At 38.9% G+C, this 22,425-nt stretch carries 22 protein-coding genes and 1 pseudogene; 11 read left to right on the top strand and 12 right to left on the bottom strand.

Features of this window, described 5'->3' with window-relative positions:
* Window positions 1-15: 15 nt before the first annotated feature.
* Window positions 16-558 carry a thioredoxin family protein gene (locus tag N8A89_RS13410; protein ID WP_289644460.1) on the top strand — a complete coding sequence of 181 codons (543 nt, stop codon included), beginning with the start codon at window positions 16-18 and terminating at the stop codon, window positions 556-558.
* Here the strand turns inward: N8A89_RS13410 and N8A89_RS13405 are convergent, their stop codons facing one another.
* Together N8A89_RS13405 and guaB are read right to left on the bottom strand one after the other, a co-directional pair.
* Window positions 559-1,014, bottom strand: coding sequence for a hypothetical protein (locus N8A89_RS13405; protein WP_281542697.1), 456 nt, complete (start codon window positions 1,012-1,014; stop codon window positions 559-561).
* A 31-nt stretch (window positions 1,015-1,045) separates the two neighbouring features.
* Window positions 1,046-2,518: an IMP dehydrogenase gene (gene guaB, locus N8A89_RS13400; protein ID WP_281542696.1), complete on the bottom strand. Its 1,473-nt coding sequence runs from the start codon at window positions 2,516-2,518 to the stop codon at window positions 1,046-1,048.
* Between the two features lie 220 nt (window positions 2,519-2,738).
* On the opposite strand from guaB, the gene N8A89_RS13395 reads away from it, so the two are divergent.
* The gene (locus N8A89_RS13395) at window positions 2,739-4,958 is read left to right on the top strand and encodes a TonB-dependent receptor family protein (protein ID WP_281542695.1); all 2,220 of its coding nucleotides are present in this window, start codon (window positions 2,739-2,741) and stop codon (window positions 4,956-4,958) included.
* 51 nt (window positions 4,959-5,009) lie between these two features.
* Here N8A89_RS13395 and N8A89_RS13390 read toward each other — a convergent pair whose 3' ends face one another.
* Window positions 5,010-5,876: a hydroxymethylglutaryl-CoA lyase gene (locus N8A89_RS13390; RefSeq protein ID WP_281542694.1), complete on the bottom strand. Its 867-nt coding sequence runs from the start codon at window positions 5,874-5,876 to the stop codon at window positions 5,010-5,012.
* A gap of 46 nt (window positions 5,877-5,922) precedes the next feature.
* On the bottom strand, window positions 5,923-6,543 hold the full coding sequence (locus N8A89_RS13385; RefSeq protein ID WP_281542693.1) for a LysE family translocator: 621 nt from the start codon (window positions 6,541-6,543) through the stop codon (window positions 5,923-5,925).
* Window positions 6,544-6,629: 86 nt separating this feature from the next.
* Between N8A89_RS13385 and N8A89_RS13380 the strand changes: the two genes are divergently transcribed.
* A complete protein-coding gene (locus N8A89_RS13380; RefSeq protein ID WP_289644459.1) occupies window positions 6,630-7,052 on the top strand; it encodes a Dabb family protein in 423 nt (140 codons plus the stop codon).
* Window positions 7,053-7,116: 64 nt separating this feature from the next.
* Here N8A89_RS13380 and N8A89_RS13375 read toward each other — a convergent pair whose 3' ends face one another.
* Together N8A89_RS13375 and N8A89_RS13370 are read right to left on the bottom strand one after the other, a co-directional pair.
* Complete coding sequence (locus tag N8A89_RS13375; protein WP_289644458.1) at window positions 7,117-8,160, bottom strand: quinone-dependent dihydroorotate dehydrogenase; 1,044 nt, start codon at window positions 8,158-8,160, stop codon at window positions 7,117-7,119.
* A gap of 82 nt (window positions 8,161-8,242) precedes the next feature.
* Window positions 8,243-8,698 carry a hypothetical protein gene (locus N8A89_RS13370; protein ID WP_281542691.1) on the bottom strand — a complete coding sequence of 152 codons (456 nt, stop codon included), beginning with the start codon at window positions 8,696-8,698 and terminating at the stop codon, window positions 8,243-8,245.
* A gap of 69 nt (window positions 8,699-8,767) precedes the next feature.
* Between N8A89_RS13370 and pepT the strand changes: the two genes are divergently transcribed.
* A complete protein-coding gene (gene pepT, locus N8A89_RS13365) occupies window positions 8,768-10,021 on the top strand; it encodes a peptidase T (protein ID WP_289644457.1) in 1,254 nt (417 codons plus the stop codon).
* Window positions 10,000-10,596 (top strand): YdeI/OmpD-associated family protein, encoded by a 597-nt coding sequence (locus N8A89_RS13360; RefSeq protein ID WP_281542690.1) that lies wholly within the window; start codon window positions 10,000-10,002, stop codon window positions 10,594-10,596. The genes pepT and N8A89_RS13360 overlap by 22 nt, the downstream gene beginning before the upstream one ends.
* Window positions 10,597-10,620: 24 nt before the next feature.
* Here the strand turns inward: N8A89_RS13360 and N8A89_RS13355 are convergent, their stop codons facing one another.
* The 4 genes from N8A89_RS13355 to nusB all read right to left on the bottom strand — a co-directional run bounded on the left by N8A89_RS13355 (window position 10,621) and on the right by nusB (window position 13,843).
* On the bottom strand, window positions 10,621-11,970 hold the full coding sequence (locus N8A89_RS13355; protein ID WP_281542689.1) for a Gfo/Idh/MocA family protein: 1,350 nt from the start codon (window positions 11,968-11,970) through the stop codon (window positions 10,621-10,623).
* 91 nt (window positions 11,971-12,061) lie between these two features.
* Window positions 12,062-12,349, bottom strand: coding sequence for a preprotein translocase subunit YajC (gene yajC, locus N8A89_RS13350; protein ID WP_289644456.1), 288 nt, complete (start codon window positions 12,347-12,349; stop codon window positions 12,062-12,064).
* 26 nt (window positions 12,350-12,375) lie between these two features.
* On the bottom strand, window positions 12,376-12,846 hold the full coding sequence (locus tag N8A89_RS13345; protein WP_281542688.1) for a DUF1573 domain-containing protein: 471 nt from the start codon (window positions 12,844-12,846) through the stop codon (window positions 12,376-12,378).
* A gap of 49 nt (window positions 12,847-12,895) precedes the next feature.
* Window positions 12,896-13,843 (bottom strand): transcription antitermination factor NusB, encoded by a 948-nt coding sequence (nusB, locus tag N8A89_RS13340; RefSeq protein WP_281542687.1) that lies wholly within the window; start codon window positions 13,841-13,843, stop codon window positions 12,896-12,898.
* Between the two features lie 167 nt (window positions 13,844-14,010).
* On the opposite strand from nusB, the gene N8A89_RS13335 reads away from it, so the two are divergent.
* From N8A89_RS13335 to N8A89_RS13325, 3 genes and pseudogenes are all read left to right on the top strand, one after another.
* Window positions 14,011-15,762: an ABC transporter ATP-binding protein gene (locus N8A89_RS13335; protein ID WP_289644455.1), complete on the top strand. Its 1,752-nt coding sequence runs from the start codon at window positions 14,011-14,013 to the stop codon at window positions 15,760-15,762.
* 69 nt (window positions 15,763-15,831) lie between these two features.
* Entirely contained in the window at window positions 15,832-16,206 is a 375-nt protein-coding gene (locus N8A89_RS13330; RefSeq protein ID WP_281542686.1) for a PUR family DNA/RNA-binding protein, read from the top strand.
* Window positions 16,207-16,293: 87 nt separating this feature from the next.
* Window positions 16,294-18,812, top strand: a pseudogene (locus tag N8A89_RS13325) (M14 family zinc carboxypeptidase).
* A gap of 97 nt (window positions 18,813-18,909) precedes the next feature.
* Here the strand turns inward: N8A89_RS13325 and N8A89_RS13320 are convergent.
* Together N8A89_RS13320 and N8A89_RS13315 are read right to left on the bottom strand one after the other, a co-directional pair.
* A complete protein-coding gene (locus tag N8A89_RS13320) occupies window positions 18,910-19,962 on the bottom strand; it encodes a lysophospholipid acyltransferase family protein (RefSeq protein ID WP_281542685.1) in 1,053 nt (350 codons plus the stop codon).
* Window positions 19,959-20,879, bottom strand: coding sequence for a bile acid:sodium symporter family protein (locus tag N8A89_RS13315; protein WP_281542684.1), 921 nt, complete (start codon window positions 20,877-20,879; stop codon window positions 19,959-19,961). Before N8A89_RS13315 ends, N8A89_RS13320 begins: the two co-directional genes overlap by 4 nt.
* 88 nt (window positions 20,880-20,967) lie before the next feature.
* Between N8A89_RS13315 and N8A89_RS13310 the strand changes: the two genes are divergently transcribed.
* From N8A89_RS13310 to N8A89_RS13300, 3 genes are read left to right on the top strand one after another with little or no spacing between them, the layout of a single operon-like run.
* A complete protein-coding gene (locus tag N8A89_RS13310) occupies window positions 20,968-21,531 on the top strand; it encodes a thioredoxin family protein (protein ID WP_281542683.1) in 564 nt (187 codons plus the stop codon).
* Window positions 21,532-21,545: 14 nt separating this feature from the next.
* Window positions 21,546-21,866: a cupin domain-containing protein gene (locus tag N8A89_RS13305; RefSeq protein WP_281542682.1), complete on the top strand. Its 321-nt coding sequence runs from the start codon at window positions 21,546-21,548 to the stop codon at window positions 21,864-21,866.
* A 6-nt stretch (window positions 21,867-21,872) separates the two neighbouring features.
* Window positions 21,873-22,400: a GNAT family N-acetyltransferase gene (locus tag N8A89_RS13300; protein WP_281542681.1), complete on the top strand. Its 528-nt coding sequence runs from the start codon at window positions 21,873-21,875 to the stop codon at window positions 22,398-22,400.
* The last annotated feature ends 25 nt before the right edge of the window (window positions 22,401-22,425 follow it).

The raw sequence follows: 22,425 nt of genomic DNA, 5'->3' as shown, positions 1-22,425 counted from the left end.
CCCAAAAAAAATACCATGAAAGCTCTTTTTTCAGAATCAAAAAAATATATATCGCTATTTGCTGTAATATTGGTGTGTACATTTACACAAGCGCAAGAAGTCAAATGGCTAACTTGGAACGAGGCAACAGCACTTGCAGCTACAGAGAAGAATCCGAAGAAAGTATTTATTGACGTGTACACGGACTGGTGTGGGTGGTGCAAGAAAATGGATAAGGATACTTTTCAAAATCCAGAAGTTGCAGCATACATGTCCACAAATTACTACATGGTGAAAATGGACGGAGAAGGCAAAGATCCTATTGAATACAAAGGCAAAACCTATAAGTTCGTACCATCTGGCAGAAAGGGGTACCATGAATTTGCCGCTGCTTTGATGCAAGGCAGAATGAGTTACCCGACTACAATATTTTTAGATGAAAAGTTAAACATGCTTTCTCCAGTCCCTGGATACCAAAAACCAGGACCTTTTCTTGACATAGCACGTTATTTTGGTGATGATATATACAAGGAAAAAGACTGGAAAACCTATTCAGCAAAGGGAAATTCGGGGAAGTAATTATTTTTTTATGTATTTCTGCACACATCCCTCAATACATGGATAGTAAAGCAACAAGTTGCTACTATCAAATTGAAGCATGACCTTATAATCTTCAAAATCACAGTTTTCAGGAGTTAGGTAATTATCTGACGAATACTCATCGAGCTCTTCTATTACAAAATAGTTTCCGTTAGATTCAGAATCACTTTCAATATTCATATTACAAAGTGAACTATTGGAACTAAAAGTCCCATCCGCTAAGAATTGAATGGTTTTACTACTATTTACTTTTTTGAAATCGCCGCTCCCATCTCCCGGGTCAGCGTATTGTTCTACCAATAACCACACTCCCTGCAAATCACTTGCTTGAGAAAAGACGATTTCATTTTTGTCAGAACAGGACAAGCACAGGCCAAGACAAAAGAGGAGTATCGAATATTTCATGGTCATTTTCCAATTAGATGTAAGTTGCATCAAAAGGTTGCTTTGATATCCCAGATTATTCCTATCTACTATAATTAGGACTCTCCTTGGTTATGGTAACATCATGCGGGTGACTTTCATTTATACCACTAGCTGTTATCTTTACAAAGCGACCCGTTTCTTGAAGTGTAGCGATATTCTTGGCTCCACAATAACCCATACCGGCTCTTAGACCACCTACAAATTGATGGATACTTTCGAACAAATCTCCTTTATACGGTACACGGCCCACGATACCTTCCGGTACCAATTTTTTAATATCGTCCTCTACATCTTGGAAATACCTGTCTTTTGAACCTTGCTTCATCGCCTCGACGGAGCCCATTCCCCGGTATGATTTGAATTTTCTTCCTTCGTATATAATAGTCTCCCCAGGGGATTCCTTTGTCCCGGCCAAGAGTGAACCTAACATAACGGTATTTGCCCCTGCAGCAATGGCTTTGGGAATATCGCCGGTGTAGCGTATACCTCCGTCGGCGATTACCGGTACACCACTTCCCTTAATGGCCGCAGCCACTTCTAAAACAGCTGAAAATTGAGGAAATCCCACTCCGGCTACGACTCTCGTTGTACAAATAGAACCTGGACCAATTCCCACTTTAACGGCGTCAGCTCCTGCCTCGACCAAATATTTGGCAGCCTCACCGGTTGCTATGTTCCCAACGATGACATCGAGTTTTGGAAACTTTTTCTTTACATCTTTCAAGACCGTAGCCACTCCTTTAGTATGACCATGTGCCGTATCTATGACTATGGCATCAACACCTGCGTTCACCAGAGCTTCGGTCCTTTCAACGGCATCGGAGGTTACCCCTACAGCCGCCGCTACCCGTAATCTTCCGTATTGGTCCTTATTGGCCATTGGCTTCTGGGTAAGTTTTGTAATATCCCTAAAGGTTATAAGACCAACTAGCTTATTATCTTTATCTACTACTGGTAGTTTTTCAATTTTATGTTCTTGAAGAATATCCTCCGCTTCCGAAAGTGATGTTCCTTCTGCAGCAGTTACCAAGTTTTCTGAAGTCATAACTTCTGAAATAGGACGGTCATTATTCTTTTCAAAGCGTAAATCCCTGTTGGTAACTATACCAATTAGTTTACCTGAATCGTCCACAATTGGAATCCCACCTATACTATGCTCTTTCATATTGGCCTTCGCATCACTTACTTTTGAATTCAAGGGCATGGTTACGGGGTCCAGAATCATTCCACTTTCTGCTCGCTTTACTTTTCTGACCTTAATAGCCTGTTGCTCAATGGTCATATTTTTATGCAAAACTCCTATCCCCCCTTCTTGGGCTATAGCTATTGCCATTCTGGATTCGGTCACCGTATCCATTGCAGCGGATACAATGGGGACATTAATTGTAATGTTCCTTGTAAATTTTGTTTGAATGTTGACTTCTCGCGGAAGCACGTCTGAGTAGGCAGGAACAAGGAGCACGTCATCATATGTGAGACCTTCTCCAAGAATTTTATTTAGGTGAGCTTCCATGCAATTAAAGATTTAATTGCGTGCAAAAGTAGTGATTTTTTTGTTCGGATTTCCGTTCAGGAGCATACCCGCTGTTCAATCGGTAAAAGTTAAATTTTTAGCTTAAAGTCCTGAGAACGAAAGAGGAACTGTTTTTTATTTTTATTTATTCTAAATAAGCTTTGTAATTTGAAAATCGGCCATTACATTTGCACTATTATTTTTAATCAGTCTAAATAAAATGCATTCTAGAATTACATCCTTTATATTTCTAATTACCCTAGGAGTAGTTGCACAGCAGCAGCCCGTATCGGCCATTGATTCTATAAGGCTAAACGAAGTCGTCATATCGGCCAAATCTATCTTAGGCAGTAAGTTTGAAGCTAAGAACAGGACAGGATCGGCCTATTTTATCTCTCCTGAAGAGATTAAGAAATTTAACTATACGGATGTCAACAGAACACTGAGAAGCGTCCCAGGCGTTAATGTTTATGAGGAGGATGGATTTGGCCTAAGACCCAATATAAGCTTAAGAGGCACCTCTCCTGAAAGAAGTTCCAAAATTACGTTAATGGAGGACGGCGTTCTTATAGCACCAGCTCCATACAGTGCACCTTCTGCCTATTATTTTCCCACAATAGCCAGAATGCAATCTGTTGAAATTCTGAAGGGTAGTAGCCAGGTACAATATGGTCCTTATACCACGGGAGGTGCCATTAATATGATTTCTACAGAAGTCCCGGATAATTTTGGCATCTTTTTAAACTCCAGTTATGGTAGTTTTCAAAGTGGGCGTATTCATACCCAGTTAGGTGATAGCAATAAGAATTTTGGTTACTCTGTAGAATACCTGAATTATAATTCCAATGGTTTCAAACAACTGGATAATGGTGCAGATACCGGTTTTGATAAAAATGACTTGGTCGCCAAATTTAAGGTCAGGACCAACCCAGAAGCTAAAATTGGTCAAGAATTTGAAGTCAAGTTCCAGTACTCGGACGAGATATCTAATGAAACCTACGTGGGATTAACACCCGATGACTTTGAGTCAACACCCTTCCGCAGATATGCCGGATCACAAGAAGACCGTATGGATACTGAACATGTACAGTTTATGGGTACACATACGTTAAAATTCAGTGATTATTTCAGGATTACGACGGTAGGGTACTACAACGACTTTAGCCGGAACTGGTATAAGTTGGATTATATAACCGTTGATGGTGAACGGGAAGGTATTTCAAACGTTCTTCAAAATTCAAATGCCTTTGAAGCATATTACAATATCGTAAGTGGTTTATCGGATACAGGTGCCAACGACCTTCTGGGTGTGAAAGCAAACAATAGAAACTATCTCTCCACAGGTATCCAAACAAAATTAGACTATCATTGGGTAGGTGTAAATACTTTTCATGATATCGAAGTGGGACTTCGTTATCATTTTGACGAAGAAGACCGTTTTCAATGGGTAGATGATTATGGAATATCCAACGGTACCATGGTATTGACAACTGCAGGCATTCCAGGGACAAATGCCAATCGAATAAGCGATGCCCGTGCATTTTCTAGTTATGCACTGTATAAACTTAAGTATAAAAACCTTACCCTTACACCGGGATTAAGATATGAAAATATTAGTCTTGGCAGATCGGATTATGGTACCGCAGATGTGGAACGAAGAGGAACCGATCTTTCTGAGCGTGAGAACAAGGTAGATGTCTTTATTCCCGGTATTGGCTTCAATTATAATTTTCAGAACATCTCCTTATTTGGAGGAGTTCATAAAGGCTTTTCACCGCCCAGTAACCAAGTGGGCGAAAAACCAGAGGAAAGTGTGAATTATGAACTGGGGACACGTTTTTCCTATGCCGGACTCACTGGTGAGTTCGTAGGCTTTTATAATGATTATAGCAATCTATTGGGAAGTGATGTTGCCGCAACCGGAGGTACGGGAACTTTGGACCAATTCAATGCTGGAGAAGTAAAGGTTCAAGGTTTGGAGTTATTGCTCAATTACAATTTACTTCCCAATGCAAAAAACTATATTTTGCCAATTACCTTAAGCTACACGTTTACAGATACAGAGTTTCAAAATAGTTTCGGCAGTTCTAATGATATTTGGGGAGAAGTTAATGCTGGAGATGAGCTGCCCTATCTATCCAAACACCAATTTAATACCACGCTTTCATTGGAACATAAGAATTACGAAATTAACTTTAGTGGTCGCTTTAACGGAGCCTTTAGAACCTTAGCAGGAACTGGGAGTATTCCTGATAATGAAAGAATAAATTCAAATATCATATTGGATTTAGGCGCAAAGTATAGATACAACGAAAATATAGCCGTTACGGCCAACATTATGAATCTATTGGATGAAACCTACGCAGTAGCGAGGGTACCAGCCGGATTACGACCAGGACTTCCGTTTGGCATATATGCAGGTTTAGAATTAAGGTATTGAAAAATATTCTTAGACTTCAATTAAACACGGCCCGATTTTTATCGGGCTTTTTTAATGATATGAAGTAAACAACTCTGTAGCCTTGTTGTAAGCTGCTTCAAAAACCATCCAGTTCACTCCTGTATCTGCTTTTTCCGCAGTAAAATAGGATAGGATTTTTTCCGTGGGCATATTACCGGTCAACTCATCCTTGGCCATAGGACAACCGCCAAATCCTTGCACCGCACCGTCAAACCTTAAACAACCGGCTTTATAGGCAGCATGTACTTTCTCGTGCCATTTTGAAGGTGTCGTATGTAAATGGGCGCCAAATTCAATTTCCGGGTATTTTGGAATTAAGTTGGAAAAGAGATAATGTATAGTCTCGGGGTCCGAAGAGCCTACAGTATCCGATAAAGATAAAATTCTCGCGCCCATAGCCGCTAGTTTCTCGGTCCACTCTCCAACGATTTCCATATTCCATGGGTCGCCGTAGGGATTACCAAAACCCATGGATATATACGTAACGACTTCTTTATTAGAGGCACCTGCGATATTAAAGATCTCCTGTAACGTTACTACGGATTCTGCAATTGTTTTATGTGTATTACGCATTTGAAAATTCTCGGAGATGGAAAAAGGAAAGCCGAGATAATCAATTTCATCGTGCTTCGCGGCATCTTGAGCTCCACGAACATTCGCAACAATAGCCAGAAGCTTGCTCTTTGTTTTGCTCAAATCCAGTTTTGACAATACTTCTGCCGTATCCACCATTTGAGGAATGGCCTTGGGAGAAACGAAACTTCCAAAATCGATTGTATCAAAACCACATCCTAGTAATGATTGGATATATTTTGCCTTGAGGGCTGTTGGGATAAAAGTTTTAATGCCCTGCATGGCATCTCTAGGACATTCGATTATTTTGATTTTATCGGACATGATGTAAATGTACAAACTCAGTTTCAAGAATCCATTTCAAAATATATTATCCGAATAATAAATAAATCGCGATGGCAATAAACACAATTATTTGAAGCCATTTGAGCAGAAAACCAGTGCTTTTATTCTTATTCAGGTAACTATTGATAGTTCCCGCCAATAGCGCTATGCTTCCAAAAACTAGGGAGGATACCAAGATAAAAAGCATACCCAAAATATAGAACTGGACTACGTTACTTATTTCGTCCGAAAAAAGGAAACCTGGAAAAAATGCTAGAAAGAAGATGGTTACCTTAGGATTTAAAACGTTCATTATAAATCCTTTGCGGAAAAGGTCCAATAAGCCTTTATTTTTATCGACTTGATCATTGAGTGCAATGTTACTATCCGCTTTAAAAACTACCCAAGACAAGTAAAGAAGATATACCGCTCCAAAAACTTTTATACTTACCAATATAAATGGGTTGTTTTTGATTACCGCGGATATACCAAAGGCTAATAACGTTGTGTGTACCAAACAACCGGTCATAAGACCGGCAACAGTGGCCAAACCATATTTCCTGCCATTGCTGATGCTTTGTATCATTACAAAAATATTATCAGGCCCAGGAGATAATGCAAGTGCAAACGTAGCAAGGGAAAAGGCTAAAAGAATTGAATAATCCAATATTATATTTTTGAAACTGTAACTGGAAAAATACAAAAACTGACCATACCCTAATTATTTTTAATACCTTGTCCAAAATGAAATTGATGAAGACAAAATTAACTGTTGTAGGAATCATGGCAATTCTGGTTTCCTATAGTTTTACCAGTACTATTTCTGAAAAGAAAAAAAATTCAATAACTGAAAAAACAACACAAATGCCGGACAGCGTTCTAAGACATGTCGTCTTGTTCAAATTTAAAGACGGTACAGCCAAGGAAGATATTAAAAAAGTGGAGGATGCGTTCAGTGCCTTGCCTGCCAAAATTCCGGAAATAATGGGCTACGAATGGGGAACGAACAATAGCCCCGAGGGATTGGATAAGGGATTCACCCATTCCTTTTTCTTAACTTTTAAAAGTGAAGAAGATAGGGCGATTTATTTGCCGCATCCCGACCATAAGGCATTTGGAGCAGTATTAACTCCTTATTTAGATGACGTTCTGGTGATTGATTATTGGACGCGTTGAGATTAGTCCCAATACATCATTAATAAACTGCAATAATTATTTTATTTTCCAAAATAATCAACTTTTAGGCTTCTAGACCTTCAAGTATTGCCTTATTTATTCTTTTTACCAAACCAGGCCCTTCATAAACAAAACCAGTCCAGAGTTGCACTAAATCTGCGCCAGCGGCCAATTTTTCCTGTGCATCTTCCGGGGAAAGTATACCCCCCACTCCAATGATTGGAAATGCTTTGTCACTCTTTTCTGCCAAAAACCGAATGACCTCCGTGCTTCTATCCTTTAGCGGCCTTCCGCTAAGACCTCCAGTTTCTTCAACCAAAAGGCATGGTGATTTCAAATCTTCACGAGAAATTGTGGTGTTCGTAGCAATGATACCATCAATCTTAGTGATTTCCACTATTTCAATGATATCTAAAAGTTGACTATCCGACAGGTCAGGAGCGATTTTTAGTAATATTGGCTTTCGTTCTAGACCCTTCTTCAAGGCGTATTTGTCGTTCTCTTTTTGTAGCTCCAAAAGCAAAGCTGTAAGAGGTTCTTTGTCCTGTAACTCCCTAAGTCCGGGAGTATTTGGTGAGCTAACGTTGACTACAAAATAATCAACATGGTCAAAAAGGGCATCAAAACATATGAGATAATCTTTGATAGCCTCTTTATTGGGTGTTAATTTATTCTTTCCAATATTTCCACCGATCAACACCCTATGTTCTTTCTTCAGCTCTTCCACAGCATCAAACACGCCATTGTTATTAAAGCCCATGCGATTGATTATGGCCTGGTCCTTCTTAAGCCTGAACAATCTTTTTTTGGGATTCCCTTCTTGCGGTTTTGGGGTAAGCGTACCTATTTCTATAAAACCAAAGCCAAAGTCGGATAACTCGTTATATAAGACTGCATTTTTATCAAAACCTGCCGCCAGACCTACTGGATTTTTAAACTTTAGACCAAAAACCTCTTTTTCCAAACGTGGATCATTCAATACGAAACGCTTTCGAAACAAGCCCGATAATCCCAGTTTTGAAAAAAAACCGATCATCTTGAAACTGATATGATGAACTTGTTCCGGGTCGAACAAGAATAAAAAGGGCCGGATTATAAATCTATACATAAGGGTGGGGTAATTTTCGACAAAAATACAAACTGCAGAGAATAAACCTTTAGTTCTCCTTTGACAAAAAAAATAAAACTCTTTAACGGTTTTTTACAGGGATACTGTCATTATATACCGCTGGAACCACTATGAATGGTGAACGAGAAGCTTCAGCGCAAAGCGAAAGATAAAGCTCGTACTGTTTCTCATTAAAAAGGGCCAACACTCTTTTGTCAATCATTGTCTGAATAATGGCCATACTATCCACTACCCCCTTGTACTTATCTGCAAGCTGTCTTAATTCTGTAGCATTCGATTGGGGGTGCCTCTTCATCACATTTTCCAATTGGTCGTTTAAAAGCTCGTTCCTATATTTTAATTCAGCGCCTAAATTTGCCAATTTCTCTTGTTGCATCCCGTTCATCTGAAAAACCTCTATTAAGGTAGCATCATCCGTTAAACCCACTCCCAAAACGCAATCTGCCTGGGCCATCGCAACGGAACTTATAAAAACGAACATCAAGGAAATACCATTGTTCTTTATCATATTCATCATGAACCTCACGTATTTAAAGCTTTACGAAAATACGATTTATAACCCTATTTTTGATTTAAAACCGAATTCATGCAACATATCATTGACAGATTTATTAGCTACGTAAAAATAGATACACAGAGTGACCCAGATTCGAACACTACCCCAAGTACTACTAAACAGTGGGATTTAGCTCATAAGCTTGTTAATGAATTAAAGCAGATAGGATTACATGATGTAACCATAGATGAAAACGCCTATATCATGGCAACTTTACCGAGTAATGTTGAACAAGAGGTTCCCATTATCGGGTTTATAGCACATTTTGATACGACACCAGATTTTACCGGCACCAACGTAAATCCTCAAATTATTGAAAACTACGATGGCACGGATATTCTACTCAACGAAGACCTTGGAATTGTTTTATCTCCGGATTATTTTAATGACCTGTTACTTTACAAGGGCCAAACCTTAATTACAACGGATGGTACTACGCTACTTGGGGCGGATGATAAGGCCGGTATTACGGAAATTGTTACGGCCATGGAATACCTGATAAACAATCCGGAAATAAAACATGGTACAATTCGAATAGGCTTCACGCCAGATGAGGAAATAGGAAGAGGCGCGCACAAATTTGATGTTGCAACTTTTGGTGCGCAATGGGCCTATACTATGGATGGCAGTCAAATAGGCGAACTGGAATATGAGAATTTTAATGCGGCCGGTGCCAAGGTAAATATTACCGGTAAAAGTGTACACCCTGGATACGCCAAAGGTAAAATGGTAAACGCCATAACCATCGCCAATGAGTTCCTAAGTGCATTACCAAAAAAAGAAACTCCCGAAAATACGGAAGGACGCGAAGGTTTCTTTCATGTGAACCACATTGACGGGGCCATAGAGCTAGCCAACATAGAACTAATCATAAGAGACCACGACCATGATGATTTCTTGCATCGCAAACAGTTCCTGCAAACTACCGTCAAAGAACTCAACAACAAACATGGAGATTACATTTCCTTAGAAATAAAGGACCAATATTTTAATATGCGTGAAAAAATAGAGCCTGTTATGCACATTGTTGAAATAGCCAAGAGGGCCATGGAGGAAGTAGGAGTAGCACCTATTATTAAACCTATACGTGGTGGAACCGATGGTTCTCAATTGAGTTTTAAGGGCCTTCCCTGCCCGAACATCTTTGCCGGTGGGCACAATTTTCATGGTAAATACGAATACGTTCCCGTGGAAAGTATGCAAAAGGCAGTTGAGGTTATCGTAAAAATTTGCGAACTTACCGCAAGTAAAGATTTAGCATCATGGATAAATCCGAAAAAATAGAAGCTTATTACGGAGAAGAACATCATTTTAAAAAGGCTATAGAAATCTTACGGAACCTGGCCCTCAAGACAAATCTAGAAGAAACCTATAAATGGAATTTTCCCACCTATACGTTAGATGGTAAAAACGTTTTGTCCATCTGCAAATTCAAACAGCATTTTGGTATTTGGTTTTTTAACGGTGTATTTCTTAGCGATAGGAAAAAAGTACTGCAAAATGCGCAAGAGGGAAAAACCCAGGCCATGCGGCATTGGAAATTCAACTCCATTCAAGAAATTGATGAAAAGAGTGTCCTAGCTTATATTAATGAAGCCATTGAAAACCAGAAAAAGGGAATTCAGTTGAATTCAAAAAAGAAAGCACCAGTTAGTTTTACAATACCGGTTGAATTAAAAAAAGCCTTGAAAAATGACCTACATGCCCAAAAGTCATTCAAAAAATTAGCACCCTATAATCAAAAGGAGTACATAGAGTACATAGCATCGGCAAAACAGAATAAAACCAAAAAATCCCGTTTGGAAAAAATACTTCCAATGATTAAAAAAGGTGAAGGACTCAACGACAAATATAAATAGCCTTGAGGGCTAAAAGCGCTTAAATTAAAGCATAGGAAGTTTCCAGCCATTTTTATAGTCAGCCTTTAAAAATTGGTTGGCTTCCTCATTCTTAAATGCTCCGGTAGTGTTATCCCAATAAATTCTATTTCCGGTCTTAAAGGCAACATTGCCCATATGGGAAACCAGTGCGGCTTCATAACCAACTTTAATAGGTGCGTTCAACTTGGATGCATCCCGGCTCTTGACTGCATCAATAAAATTAGTTGTATGTAAATCTAACCCACTCAGCTCTCCCCTGTCAAAAGATGATGCTTCCATTTTGGGAACCCCTTTCTGGCCCCAACCTTGAAATTCTTCCTCCGGGATAATTTCCCAACCCTGCCTGTCCAACACTAACGTTCCATTATTTCCAATAAAGGCAATGCCGTGGTTACGACCATAATTACCACCATCGATACCGGTGGCATGTTCCCATAGTATGGAAAATCCGTCATATTCGTAGACGGTTTGTAAGGTATCCGGAGTTTCAGATGCATCATTAGGGTAAGCAAATTTTCCACCCAATGCCATTACGGATTTAGGGGTCCCAGCCTTCATACCATAAAGTGCATAATCAATAAGATGTACGCCCCAATCTGTCATAAGCCCACCGGCATAATCCCAGAACCACCTAAAATTAAAATGGAATCTATTGGGATTAAAAGCTCGTTCCGGAGCGGGCCCTAACCACATTTTATAGTCTACACCTTCCGGCACAGCGGTGTCTGGAACTATGGGTACTGGTTTCATCCAACCTTGGTATGCCCATGCCTTCGCCAATCGTATTTCCCCCAATTTCCCGGAATGCACGTAGTTTATAGCATCTACAAAATGGGGCTGACTTCTTTGCCATTGACCTATTTGCACCATGCGATCACTTGCATCTACATAATTGAGCATAATATCCGCCTCTTGGATAGAGTTTGCAATGGGCTTCTCACAATAAACATCTTTCCCAGCCTTTAAGGCATCGGTTAATTGCAAACAATGCCAGTGATCCGGAGTTCCTATTATGACGACATCCACATCCCTATTCTCTAAAAGCTTACGATAGTCCTTATACCATTTTGGTTTTTTTATTCCCGCCTTTTCCAAATCCCCTGTGCGGGCCTCCAAGACCCTTTCATCTACATCACATAGGGCAATTAAGTTGATTTCACTCATTTTCAGCATCGATGTTAAATCGGAAAACCCCATTCCTTTACATCCTATCAATCCCACATTGATGGTGTCATTGGGTCCCACTTTTTTCCTTAGGACACTTAACAACTCCATGGGAAATAAGAACGAGGCACCCGTAGCTGCAAAACCGACAGCACTCTTTTCAATAAATGATCTTCTGCTCAATAACATCTCATATTATTTTATAGCCTTAAGGTAAAAAAATTAGCATAAAAAAAGCACCAATGTTCCCATTGGTGCTTTTTTTCTTTAAACTATAAGTCTATTTTTTCTCCGGAGCTATAAGTTTTCTGCTCATCTCCAATGATATAGCCGATCTGTCAAACTTCAATTTTCCGGCCATAGTTTCCAAAACACAGGACCCGTCCTTATCGTTGAGATCAACGACTTTGCCATGGAGCCCACTTTTTGTAATAACACGATCGCCGCGCTTTAATTCTGCTGCAAATTTTTTCTCATCCTTGGCACGCTTCATTTGTGGACGGATCATAAAAAAATATGCCACCACAAATATCAGTATCATTGGAAGAAACTGCCCTATATCACCCATCTTTTGGTTCTTGTTTAATTAAAATCTTACTTGACAGGTCCCAATGGAGCTGCACCTTTTGGATTAACAAAGGCTTTTATTCTCAATATTTCAGAACCTTTTTCAGTGTTTGCTGTAACCGTTATGGTCTTTGTAACTTGATTTTGTCCAGATCCGTTGAATTTCACCAAAAGCTCACTTGATTCACCAGGAGCGATTGGGTCTTTTGGAGGATTTGGCACAGTACAACCGCAGCTACTTTTTGCATCTGTAATAATCAATGGGGCGTTACCAGTATTGGTAAACTTAAAAGCAGTCTCTTGAGGCGTTCCTTGCTCAATAGTTCCAAAATCATGCTCTGCCTTTTCAAAGGACATTACTGGAACAGCTTTTGCAGCCTCGTCCCTTACTGCTGCCTCTGCAACATTATCCGAATTTATTTTACTTGATGCATTTTCCTTACAGGAAGTGAACGCAATCATAGAAACCATACTCATGGCTAAAACTATCTTTCTCATTTTTTTAAATAATTTGTTTAATATTAAAACGTAAAATTAGAAAATTATTTCATAACAATCCTCTACCTATTTTATTCAGCTTTCCTTCCGCTCTGTATTCCTTCGTGAGCTTGTCCAAAATACCGTTGATAAAGATGCTGCTTTTTGGAGTTGAATATTCCTTAGCTATCTCCAAATACTCATTTATAGTAACCCTCTCCGGAATGGAGGAAAAATTGAGTAGTTCACATATGGCCATCTTCAATAAAATTGAATCTACATCGGCAATGCGGTCTTTATCCCAATTGGGTGTTTTACCCTCTATTTCCTTTTCCAATTTATCATTGTTCAACAAAGTTTTCGTCAATAAAGTATTGGCAAAAACCATGTCGTCAGTATCCTTCAAAAGCTTAGGCAGAAAATAGGAAGCATCCTGGTCTTCCTTGGACTTCTTCAGCTGTTTTAAGAGGAATGTATTTACGATTGGAATGTCGTCTACCCAAGTTAGCGTATCATCCTCAAAGTAATCATAAATCTTTTCGTTGGGTGCAATGATTTCCTTAAAAAGCTGAACCACCAAATCCTTGTCTAAATTATAGTTGGAGGTAGGTTCTAACATGTATTCCTTATAGATATCACTTTCAACGATGGCCTTATAAAGTAATTTTACATATTCATCGTTCAGGTACCAATTATCCAATTTCCTGTTGGAAAGCTCTTCCTTTAAGAGATGGTTCTCCCGTAGCTGCAATAACAGTCGGTTTTGGATAAATTTATCCTTGTTAGGATAAAGCTCACTACCGTCATCCAGGTATTTTTTAGAGGAGAGCGTCAATTGTTCGGAAGCTCTTTGATGGATTTCCATCAATAAACTTAGGCAAAGTAAATAAAGAGTATAGGTATTCTTGATGCTTACTTTTAAAAATTTCTCCTGTTTCTCTAAGGAGTCATCTTTGGATTGGATCAGCGCATAGATGCATTGCATCACTTTTACCCTGATATGCCTTCTTGTTAGCATTTTAAAGAACTTTTATCTTTTGATTGATTTCAGGGCACAAAAGTAAGCATCTATTTAAAGCGCTACAATGCCATTCGTATTTATCTTAGGTATTTTATAACATTTGTTTCCTCCCCAAAAACCTATATTTGGCATTGGAATCCATAAACCTCCTATTTAAATTCCCAATGAAGGAACTTAAGCATCTGAACAAATACTTCAAAAAATATTGGGGTAAACTCTTAATAGGTATTATCATAACAATAATCGCCAGACTTTTTCAACTGGTGATGCCCACATATGTGAATAAGACCATATCTGCCGTAGAGCAATTCTTAAATGGAGAATTAGCAAAGGTTGATGCAAAATCCCTACTGTTAGATTACATATTAATTATTGTTGGAGCCGCATTACTCTCTGGATTTTTTACATTTTTAATGCGTCAGACCATTATAAATATATCCCGTTATATAGAGTATGATCTTAAAAATGAAGTTTTTGACCATTACCAGATTTTAAGTCTCAATTTCTATAAAAAAAATAGAACGGGTGATTTGATGAACCGAATCAGTGAGGACGTAAATCAGGTGCGCTTATATGCTGGTCCAGCTATCATGTATGGGATACAGACCCTTACGCTCTTTGCCTGTCTTGTGCCGCTGATGTTCATTAAAGCGCCCACGCTTGCCACTTATACACTATTACCTTTGCCCATTCTTTCTGTTCTGATTTATAAAATAAGTAAGATTATCCATAGGAGAAGTACCATCGTGCAGGAGTTTTTATCCAACTTATCCACGTTTACCCAAGAAACTTTTTCCGGTGTCTCGGTCATAAAAGCATACGCCATAGAACCACGGACGAATCAAGAGTTGGAATTCTTGGCCAATGAAGGGAAGAATAAAAGCATGAACCTAGCAAAAGTAAACGCGTGGTTTTTTCCATTAATGATTCTTTTAATCGGAATCAGTAACATTTTGGTCATTTATATTGGGGGCGTACAGTACTTAAACGGTGAGATAGGTGTGGGCCTCATTGCCGAGTTCATTCTATATGTTAACATGCTTACCTGGCCCGTAGCAATCGTGGGCTGGCTTACTTCTATTGTACAAACAGCTGAAGCCAGTCAAAAACGAATCAACCAATTTCTAAACGAGCAACCAGAACTGGATAATAGCCAAGCCATTACGAGTGACGTTGAAGGGAAAATTGAGTTCAAGGATGTAAGTTTCACTTATGACGATACAGAGATTACAGCCTTAAAGAACATCTCTTTTACAATAAATAAAGGAGAAACTACAGCCATTATAGGAAAAACAGGGTCGGGTAAATCTACCATATTGGATTTGGTAGCGCGCTTGTACGATGTAACTTCAGGTGAAATATTAATAGATGATAAGCCAATCAAACAAATAGATGTAAAAGGTCTGAGGGAATCTATAGGTGCCGTGCCCCAGGATGCCTTCTTATTTTCTGACACCATTAAGAACAATATTAAATTTGGAAAGCATGATGCCTCCGATGAGGAAATCATTAATATAGCGAAGGAGGCAGTAGTTCACGAGAATATCATGGGCTTTTCCAAGAAATATGAGACCGTTTTAGGCGAAAGGGGAATAACCCTTAGCGGAGGTCAAAAGCAACGGGTATCCATTGCCCGTGCCTTAATCAAAAATCCAAAAATCTATCTTTTTGACGATTGTTTGTCAGCCGTGGATACCGAAACAGAAGAAGAAATACTATCCAACCTCAAAAAGGCTTCCCAAGAGCGGACAACACTCATTGTAAGCCATAGGGTGTCTTCAGCAAAAAATGCGGATAAAATACTTGTTTTAGAGGACGGAGAGCTCCTGCAAGAGGGTACTCATGAGGAATTGAACAATATAGATGGTTATTATAAAGAGCTCTATCAGAATCAACTCTCGGAGAAAGAAAACTAGAAATATGTTGTCGGATAGCGATTTTTTTTTCATTTTTGATAGAATAATCAGACACTATAACCACAGGAAATGAGCGATAGAGATTTAATGGACCAGGAAGAAATTCATTCGAAGGTCTTAAGAGCAGGAAGAAGAACTTACTTTTTCGATGTAAGAAGCACCAAGGCAGGAGACTATTATTTGACTATCACCGAGAGTAAGAAATTTACACATGACGATGGTTCCTTCCATTATAAAAAACACAAAATATATCTGTACAAAGAAGATTTTGAAGCCTTTAAGGAAAATGTTGAAGAAATGATGGATTTTATCATCAATGAAAAAGGAACTGAAGTCATTTCCGAAAGACACCAAAAAGATTTTAAGAAAGAGGAAGAAAAAGAAGCCGAAACAAAAGAACCAACAACGGAAAGTTTTACAGATGTTGATTTTGATGACATATAATTTTTGATTTCTCTTAAATAAATGATAACGACCCTAATAATTAAGGGTCGTTTTTTATTTTTATAAAGTAGCTAAAACCAATCCAAAATGAAAAAAACAATACTTGCACTTTTACTAGTCCTAAATTTTTATTCCTACGCCCAAGATCAACTAGACCTAAATTACTACCTACAACAAGGAATAACGTATGACCCATCCATCCCCACCCCAAAAGAAATTATAGGCCATGAAGTAGGTGAATGGCATGTAACTCATGATAAGCTCATGTTTTATATGCAGACTTTGGCAGAAGCAAGTGATCGTATTACCATAGAAAATCGCGGTGAAACCTTTGAGGGGAGACCAATTCTATTGCTTACCATAACGACTCCAAAAAATCACCAGAATCTTGAACAAATTAGGCAAGAACATATTGCGCTAACAGAGAATAGTGGAAATGTGGATATTTCTGACATGCCCATTATCGTGTACCAAGGTTTTTCAATTCACGGAAACGAACCTAGCGGTGCCAACGCCGGCCTGGCCTACGCGTATCATCTAGCAGCCGCTCAAGGGCCTGAAATTGAGTCTATGTTGGACGATATGGTCATTTTGATGGATCCCTCCTATAACCCAGATGGCCTACAAAGGTTCGCATATTGGGCCAACACCAATAAAAGTATAAATTTAATTTCGGATAACAACGAACGTGAATATCATGAGGTCTGGCCTGGGGGTAGAACCAACCATTATTGGTTTGATATGAACAGGGATTGGCTTCCCGTACAGTTGCCGGAAAGTAGGGCACGGATAGAAAGCTTTCACAAATGGCTGCCGAATATCTTAACGGACCATCATGAAATGGGCACGAATTCCACCTTCTTTTTTCAACCTGGGGAGCCTACTCGGGTTCACCCGTTAACGCCTAAAATCAATCAAGAACTAACGGAAGAAATTGGAACTTATCATGCCAAAGCCTTGGATAAAATAGGTTCGCTGTATTATTCTGAGGAGGGGTATGACGATTATTACTACGGCAAAGGTTCTACCTTCCCTGATGTGAATGGGAGTATTGGAATCCTTTTTGAACAGGCAAGTTCCAGAGGACACATTCAGGAAAGTGAAAACGGAATACTGACATTTCCTTTTACAGTACGCAATCAGTTTATAACTGCGCTCTCTACTATTGAAGCGGCAAAAAACATGCGTGAAAAAATTCTAAATTATCAAAAGGAATATTACAAGGATATTGCCGCCGAGGCGACCAAAAGCAAGACCAAGGGATTTGTATTTGGGGACCGTAAGGATGGTGCCAAAGCTTGGCATTTGGCCGAGATATTGAAACGGCATAAAATAAAGGTTCACGAGCTTGCTAACGATGCAACCATAAATGGAAAATCCTATGTAAAAGGAAAAAGCTACGTTGTACCTATGGCGCAAAAAAATCCACGATTGCTAAAGGCAATGTTCGAAAGGCGTACCACGTTCACCGACAGTTTGTTCTACGATATATCGGCATGGACTTTTCCCTTGGCCTTCAATGTTGATTACTCAGAGATGAACTCTTTGTCAAACGCAGGTTCCGAAATAACTGATTTGAAACCGCTATCCGGAAGTATAGGTCCCAAAAGCAATTATGCGTATCTATTTGAATGGAACGAGTATTACACTCCAAAAGCGCTGAATGCTATTTTAGAAAAAGGGCTACGTGCCAAAGTGGCTAAATCCAAATTCACTGTAGAGGGCAATAGTTATGATTATGGGACTATCATGGTTCCTGTCCAAAATCAGGATATGGATGCTACGGCATTGTTTGAGTTTTTAACGCAGGTAGCCGAAGATAGCAAATTGGACATAACTTCCGTAGGAACTGGGCTAACCAAGGGTATCGATTTGGGAAGTAATGACTTTGACCCTGTTAAAAAACAAAAAATAGCCATTATAGTTGGTGATGGAATCCGCTCTTATGACGCTGGTGAAATCTGGCATTTGTTCGACACGCGATATGATATCAATCTAACAAAACTGGATTTGAGTTATTTAAGCAGGGTTGACCTAAGCAAGTACACAGATATCATTCTTCCTAGTGCTAAAGATAATGCTTTGGATAAAAAGAGTACGGAAAATTTGAAGGAATGGGTCAAATCTGGTGGAACCTTGATTGGTTACCGGAATGTGGCGGAATGGTTCAACAAAAACGAATTCATGAAATTGAAATTCAAAAAGACACCCTAGTGGCCAAAAATATATCTTTTGAAGAAAAAAGAGATTTTAGCGGCGCACAGGTAACTGGGGGTGCCATCTTTGAGGCTAAACAAGACCTCTCCCACCCTATTAATTATGGATATAAGAATGACAACCTGGCGTTGTTCAGAAACACGAATGTTTACATAGAACCTGATAAGGACAGTTATGACAATCCTATAACTTACACGAACAATCCGTTGTTAAGTGGCTATATCTCTGAAGAAAACTTGGAGCTACTTAAGAATTCCGTTCCTTTTCAAGTACAACGTTTAGGAAAAGGCAGGGTAATAGCGTTTACCGACAATACTAATTTTAGAGCTTTTTGGTATGGAACGAACAAGTTGTTGATGAACGCTATTTTCTTTGGCGAGATGATGTAAGTATAAGATTCGAAATTATTTTAAACTTTGTTCTATAGCCCTATCCGGCCTTTCCTAAATTGGAAGACGTACAGGGCTTTTGAATTGAAAAAGAGTTCTACAAGTTTCCATACTTAACGAAAAGCCAGTTGAATAAAAAAATCCCCAAAACGCTAAAAAGAGCGGCATTCCAATTTACGAGTAGAAGTAATATGGTAAAAATCAACAGGTAGTAAATGCCAAAACCTATAAACGCCGTTGAAAACAGCATAGTTGCCATAAATTCCGGTTCCCAAACCTTTGGTTTTACTATGATTCGCCAAAACAGGACTAACGGCAAATTCAATAGAGTAAAAAGCGGAGACAAAACTGATGTTTTCTCCCTCCTGTTTTTTAAAACCTCGTCATCCGCCAAAGGCTCTTTCAATACCTTCTGGATCTCATTATTAGTTTCCGTCGGATTCAAAAAATTGATATTTTTCTCGTACAACTTGGCCTCCACTTTTTCGTAATTTACGTTTGGTGGTATGTGTGTAGTCAACATTTGGAGGTTTTTGGTAATAGTTTCCTTCAACCGAATTCCGGTAACATGTAGGTCCTTCTCTTGATAAACATCCTTTAATGAGATTGGTTTCCCGTAGTAAAGTGAAACCTCGTCTGGGAAACTAATTGCATCCTTATAATTTAATCCAACGGGTACTAGTTGAATATCCAAATCGGGATACTTTTCCATGGTTCGGAACAATATCCGTGTAAAACCTTTGCTTAAAGGCCGCACCGACCTGTTTAAATGATGGTTAGCTTCTGGAAACATAACTATTGCCGATCCACCTTTGAAGACATCAGCGCATTTGTCAAAAATGGCCTCGTTCTTGGATAACGCATCCCGACCGTCCCGAATACGATATATCGGTATCATTCTGAAAAAATTAAAGATATTATCCAAAAATGGATTGCCAAAAATATCAGATCGGGTTAGAAAATAGGGTTTTCTACTACAATCTGTTACAATCAACAAAACGTCCATTAAAGCACTTTGATGGTTAGGTAAAAAAAGTACTGGTTTATCCTTGGGAACATTTTCCAGACCTATAATCTCTATTTTTTTATAGTAGCAGTGAAGCACCGCCTTTACTACCGCCTTGATGGCGCTATAAACTATATTTTTCAAACTAAAGCTTTCTTTTCAGCTGATTTATAATTCCAAATACTTGCCAAAACTAACCCCGAAACGATATGCCAAATACCCCAAAAAGCCGCTAATAGGGCCATGCCACCTAACCCATCGAAAAAAGTAAAAATCAATAAGAGACCCAACCCTGAATTTTGTATACCGGTTTCTATGGTAATGGTCTTTATATTTTTTAAGGCCAGACCAAAAACCCTAGCGATTGAAAACCCTGTGAGAAATGCCAGAAGGTTATGGGCGAGTACAATCCAAAATACATATAAAATATATTCGAGGAATATTTCGCGATTGTTCCACAGTGCTAAAAAAACTAAAAAGATGAAAAATAGTAAAGAAATCACTTTTAACACCTTAGCTAATTTTTGTGCCACAATTGGTTTCCAATAATTTACCATCATACCCAGCACCAAAGGCACGCCCAATAGTAAGGAGACCAGTTTTATCATTTCAAAAGGCGAAATGGCAACAGCTTCCAAGAGTGCTGAGCTGGGATTATAAAATGAACCCCAAAACTGTAAATTTAATGGTGTCATCACTACTGCGAGTAACGTCGTAATAGTCGTTAGACAAATGGATAAGGCGGCATTTCCTCCCCCTAAATACGTGATATAATTTGAAATATTACCACCAGGACAGGCGGCAACCATAAACATACCCAATGCTATACTTGGATAAGGCTGAATAAGTAATACTAAAAGTAAGGTCACGGCAGGTAACAAGAGAAATTGACTAAAAACACCTACTAAAACGGGCTTTGGTGCCAACCAGAGTTGCTTAAAATCTTTAATGGAAATTTCCAGTGCCACCCCGAACATGACAAACGCCAAGACTATGTTCAATGTCCACAAGGCGTCGCGGTCAAAGTTAATCCGTACTGTATCTAAGAGCGTATCGGTCAATTTTAAGGCGTATTTCTGTTAAAAATATGTTTTATGGTTACAACCCGCAATAGAAATACGCTTAACTTTATAATTCAAAAAAAGATAAATGGCAAGAACAGAAAGCAAAATGCTGGCCCTTGGTACTTTAGCACCGGAGTTCAGCCTTATGGATACGGTAACAGAAAAAACGATGAATTTGCAAGCCATGAAGGGTGAAAAAGGTACCGTAATCATGTTTATTTGCAACCATTGCCCTTTTGTAGTCCACGTAAACCCGGAAATTTCAAAAATGGCAAAAGAATATCAACACAAAGGAATTGGTTTTATAGCTATTTCTAGCAATGATATTAAGAATTATCCCCAGGATGGTCCTAGTTATATGAAGATAAAGGCCAAAGCCGAAGATTACACTTTTCCTTATCTCTATGACGAATCGCAAGAAGTAGCGAAGGCATACCAGGCGGCCTGCACACCGGATTTTTATTTATTCGATGAAGACCTAAAATTGGTGTATAGGGGACAATTGGACGATTCTCGCCCGGGCAATAATCTACCACTAAATGGCAGGGATTTAAGAAATGCTATGGACGCATTGTTAGAAGGAAATGAAATTAGTACGGTGCAAAAGCCAAGTATTGGCTGTAACATTAAATGGGCCGACATTGGGTAATAATAATTTTGATTATGAAAGTTAGCACTAAAGAGGCATTGGAAAAGTTAAAAAAAGAATCTTCCCCTTTTCTTTCTCTTTTTGAACATGGCACGTTATCCCTAGAAATTTACAAACCGGATAAAATAGATTTACAGCAACCGCATAGCCGAGATGAGGTTTATATAATTGTTTCTGGAACCGGCGAATTTTTAAATGACGGGGTGCGAACTAGCTTTATACCGGGTGACTTTTTATTTGTTCCCGCCGGCATAACACACCGGTTTGAAAATTTTACCAATGATTTTTCTACATGGGTGTTATTTTATGGCCCGGAGGGTGGAGAAATTTCCTAGTAATCTATGACAGATATTATACGCTTTGAACCCTTAACGACTGAAAAGTACTCCACTTATATTACTATAGGCACTAAAGCTTATGACCAACATTACTTACACCTATGGCCAGATGGAGATTCCTCTTCATACATCCAAAATAGTTTCACAGATGAAGTTCTGGTAAAAGAGGCTTCAGATGCCAACACACATCTCTTTATCATCCACCTAAAAAAATCACCCGTTGGTATTTTGAAATTTACCCAAGATAAAAGTTTGGGGCACCATTCCAGGAAAGAATCGTTATATGTCGATAAGATTTATATCCTCAAAGAGGCTACTGGAATGGGCATCGGCAAGAAGGTATTGCAGTTCATAATATTAAGGGCTAAGGAAATAAATAAAAAATTAATTTGGTTGGATACCATGCAAAAGGGACCGGCATTGAATTTTTATCTTAAAAATGGATTTGAGATGCAAGGGGAGACCAAAGTTCCCTTTGAAAATGCCCTCGAAGAAGAGCGACCGATGTACATCTTGAAAAAATGGATTTGACCTCTAGCGCAGTCTGAAGATATCT

The organism is Maribacter aestuarii, from assembly GCF_027474845.2.
In the GTDB taxonomy this organism is placed as follows: domain Bacteria; phylum Bacteroidota; class Bacteroidia; order Flavobacteriales; family Flavobacteriaceae; genus Maribacter; species Maribacter aestuarii.
The sequence above is the reverse complement of the archived record's forward strand: the minus strand, read 5'-3'. Positions and strand labels throughout refer to the sequence as shown.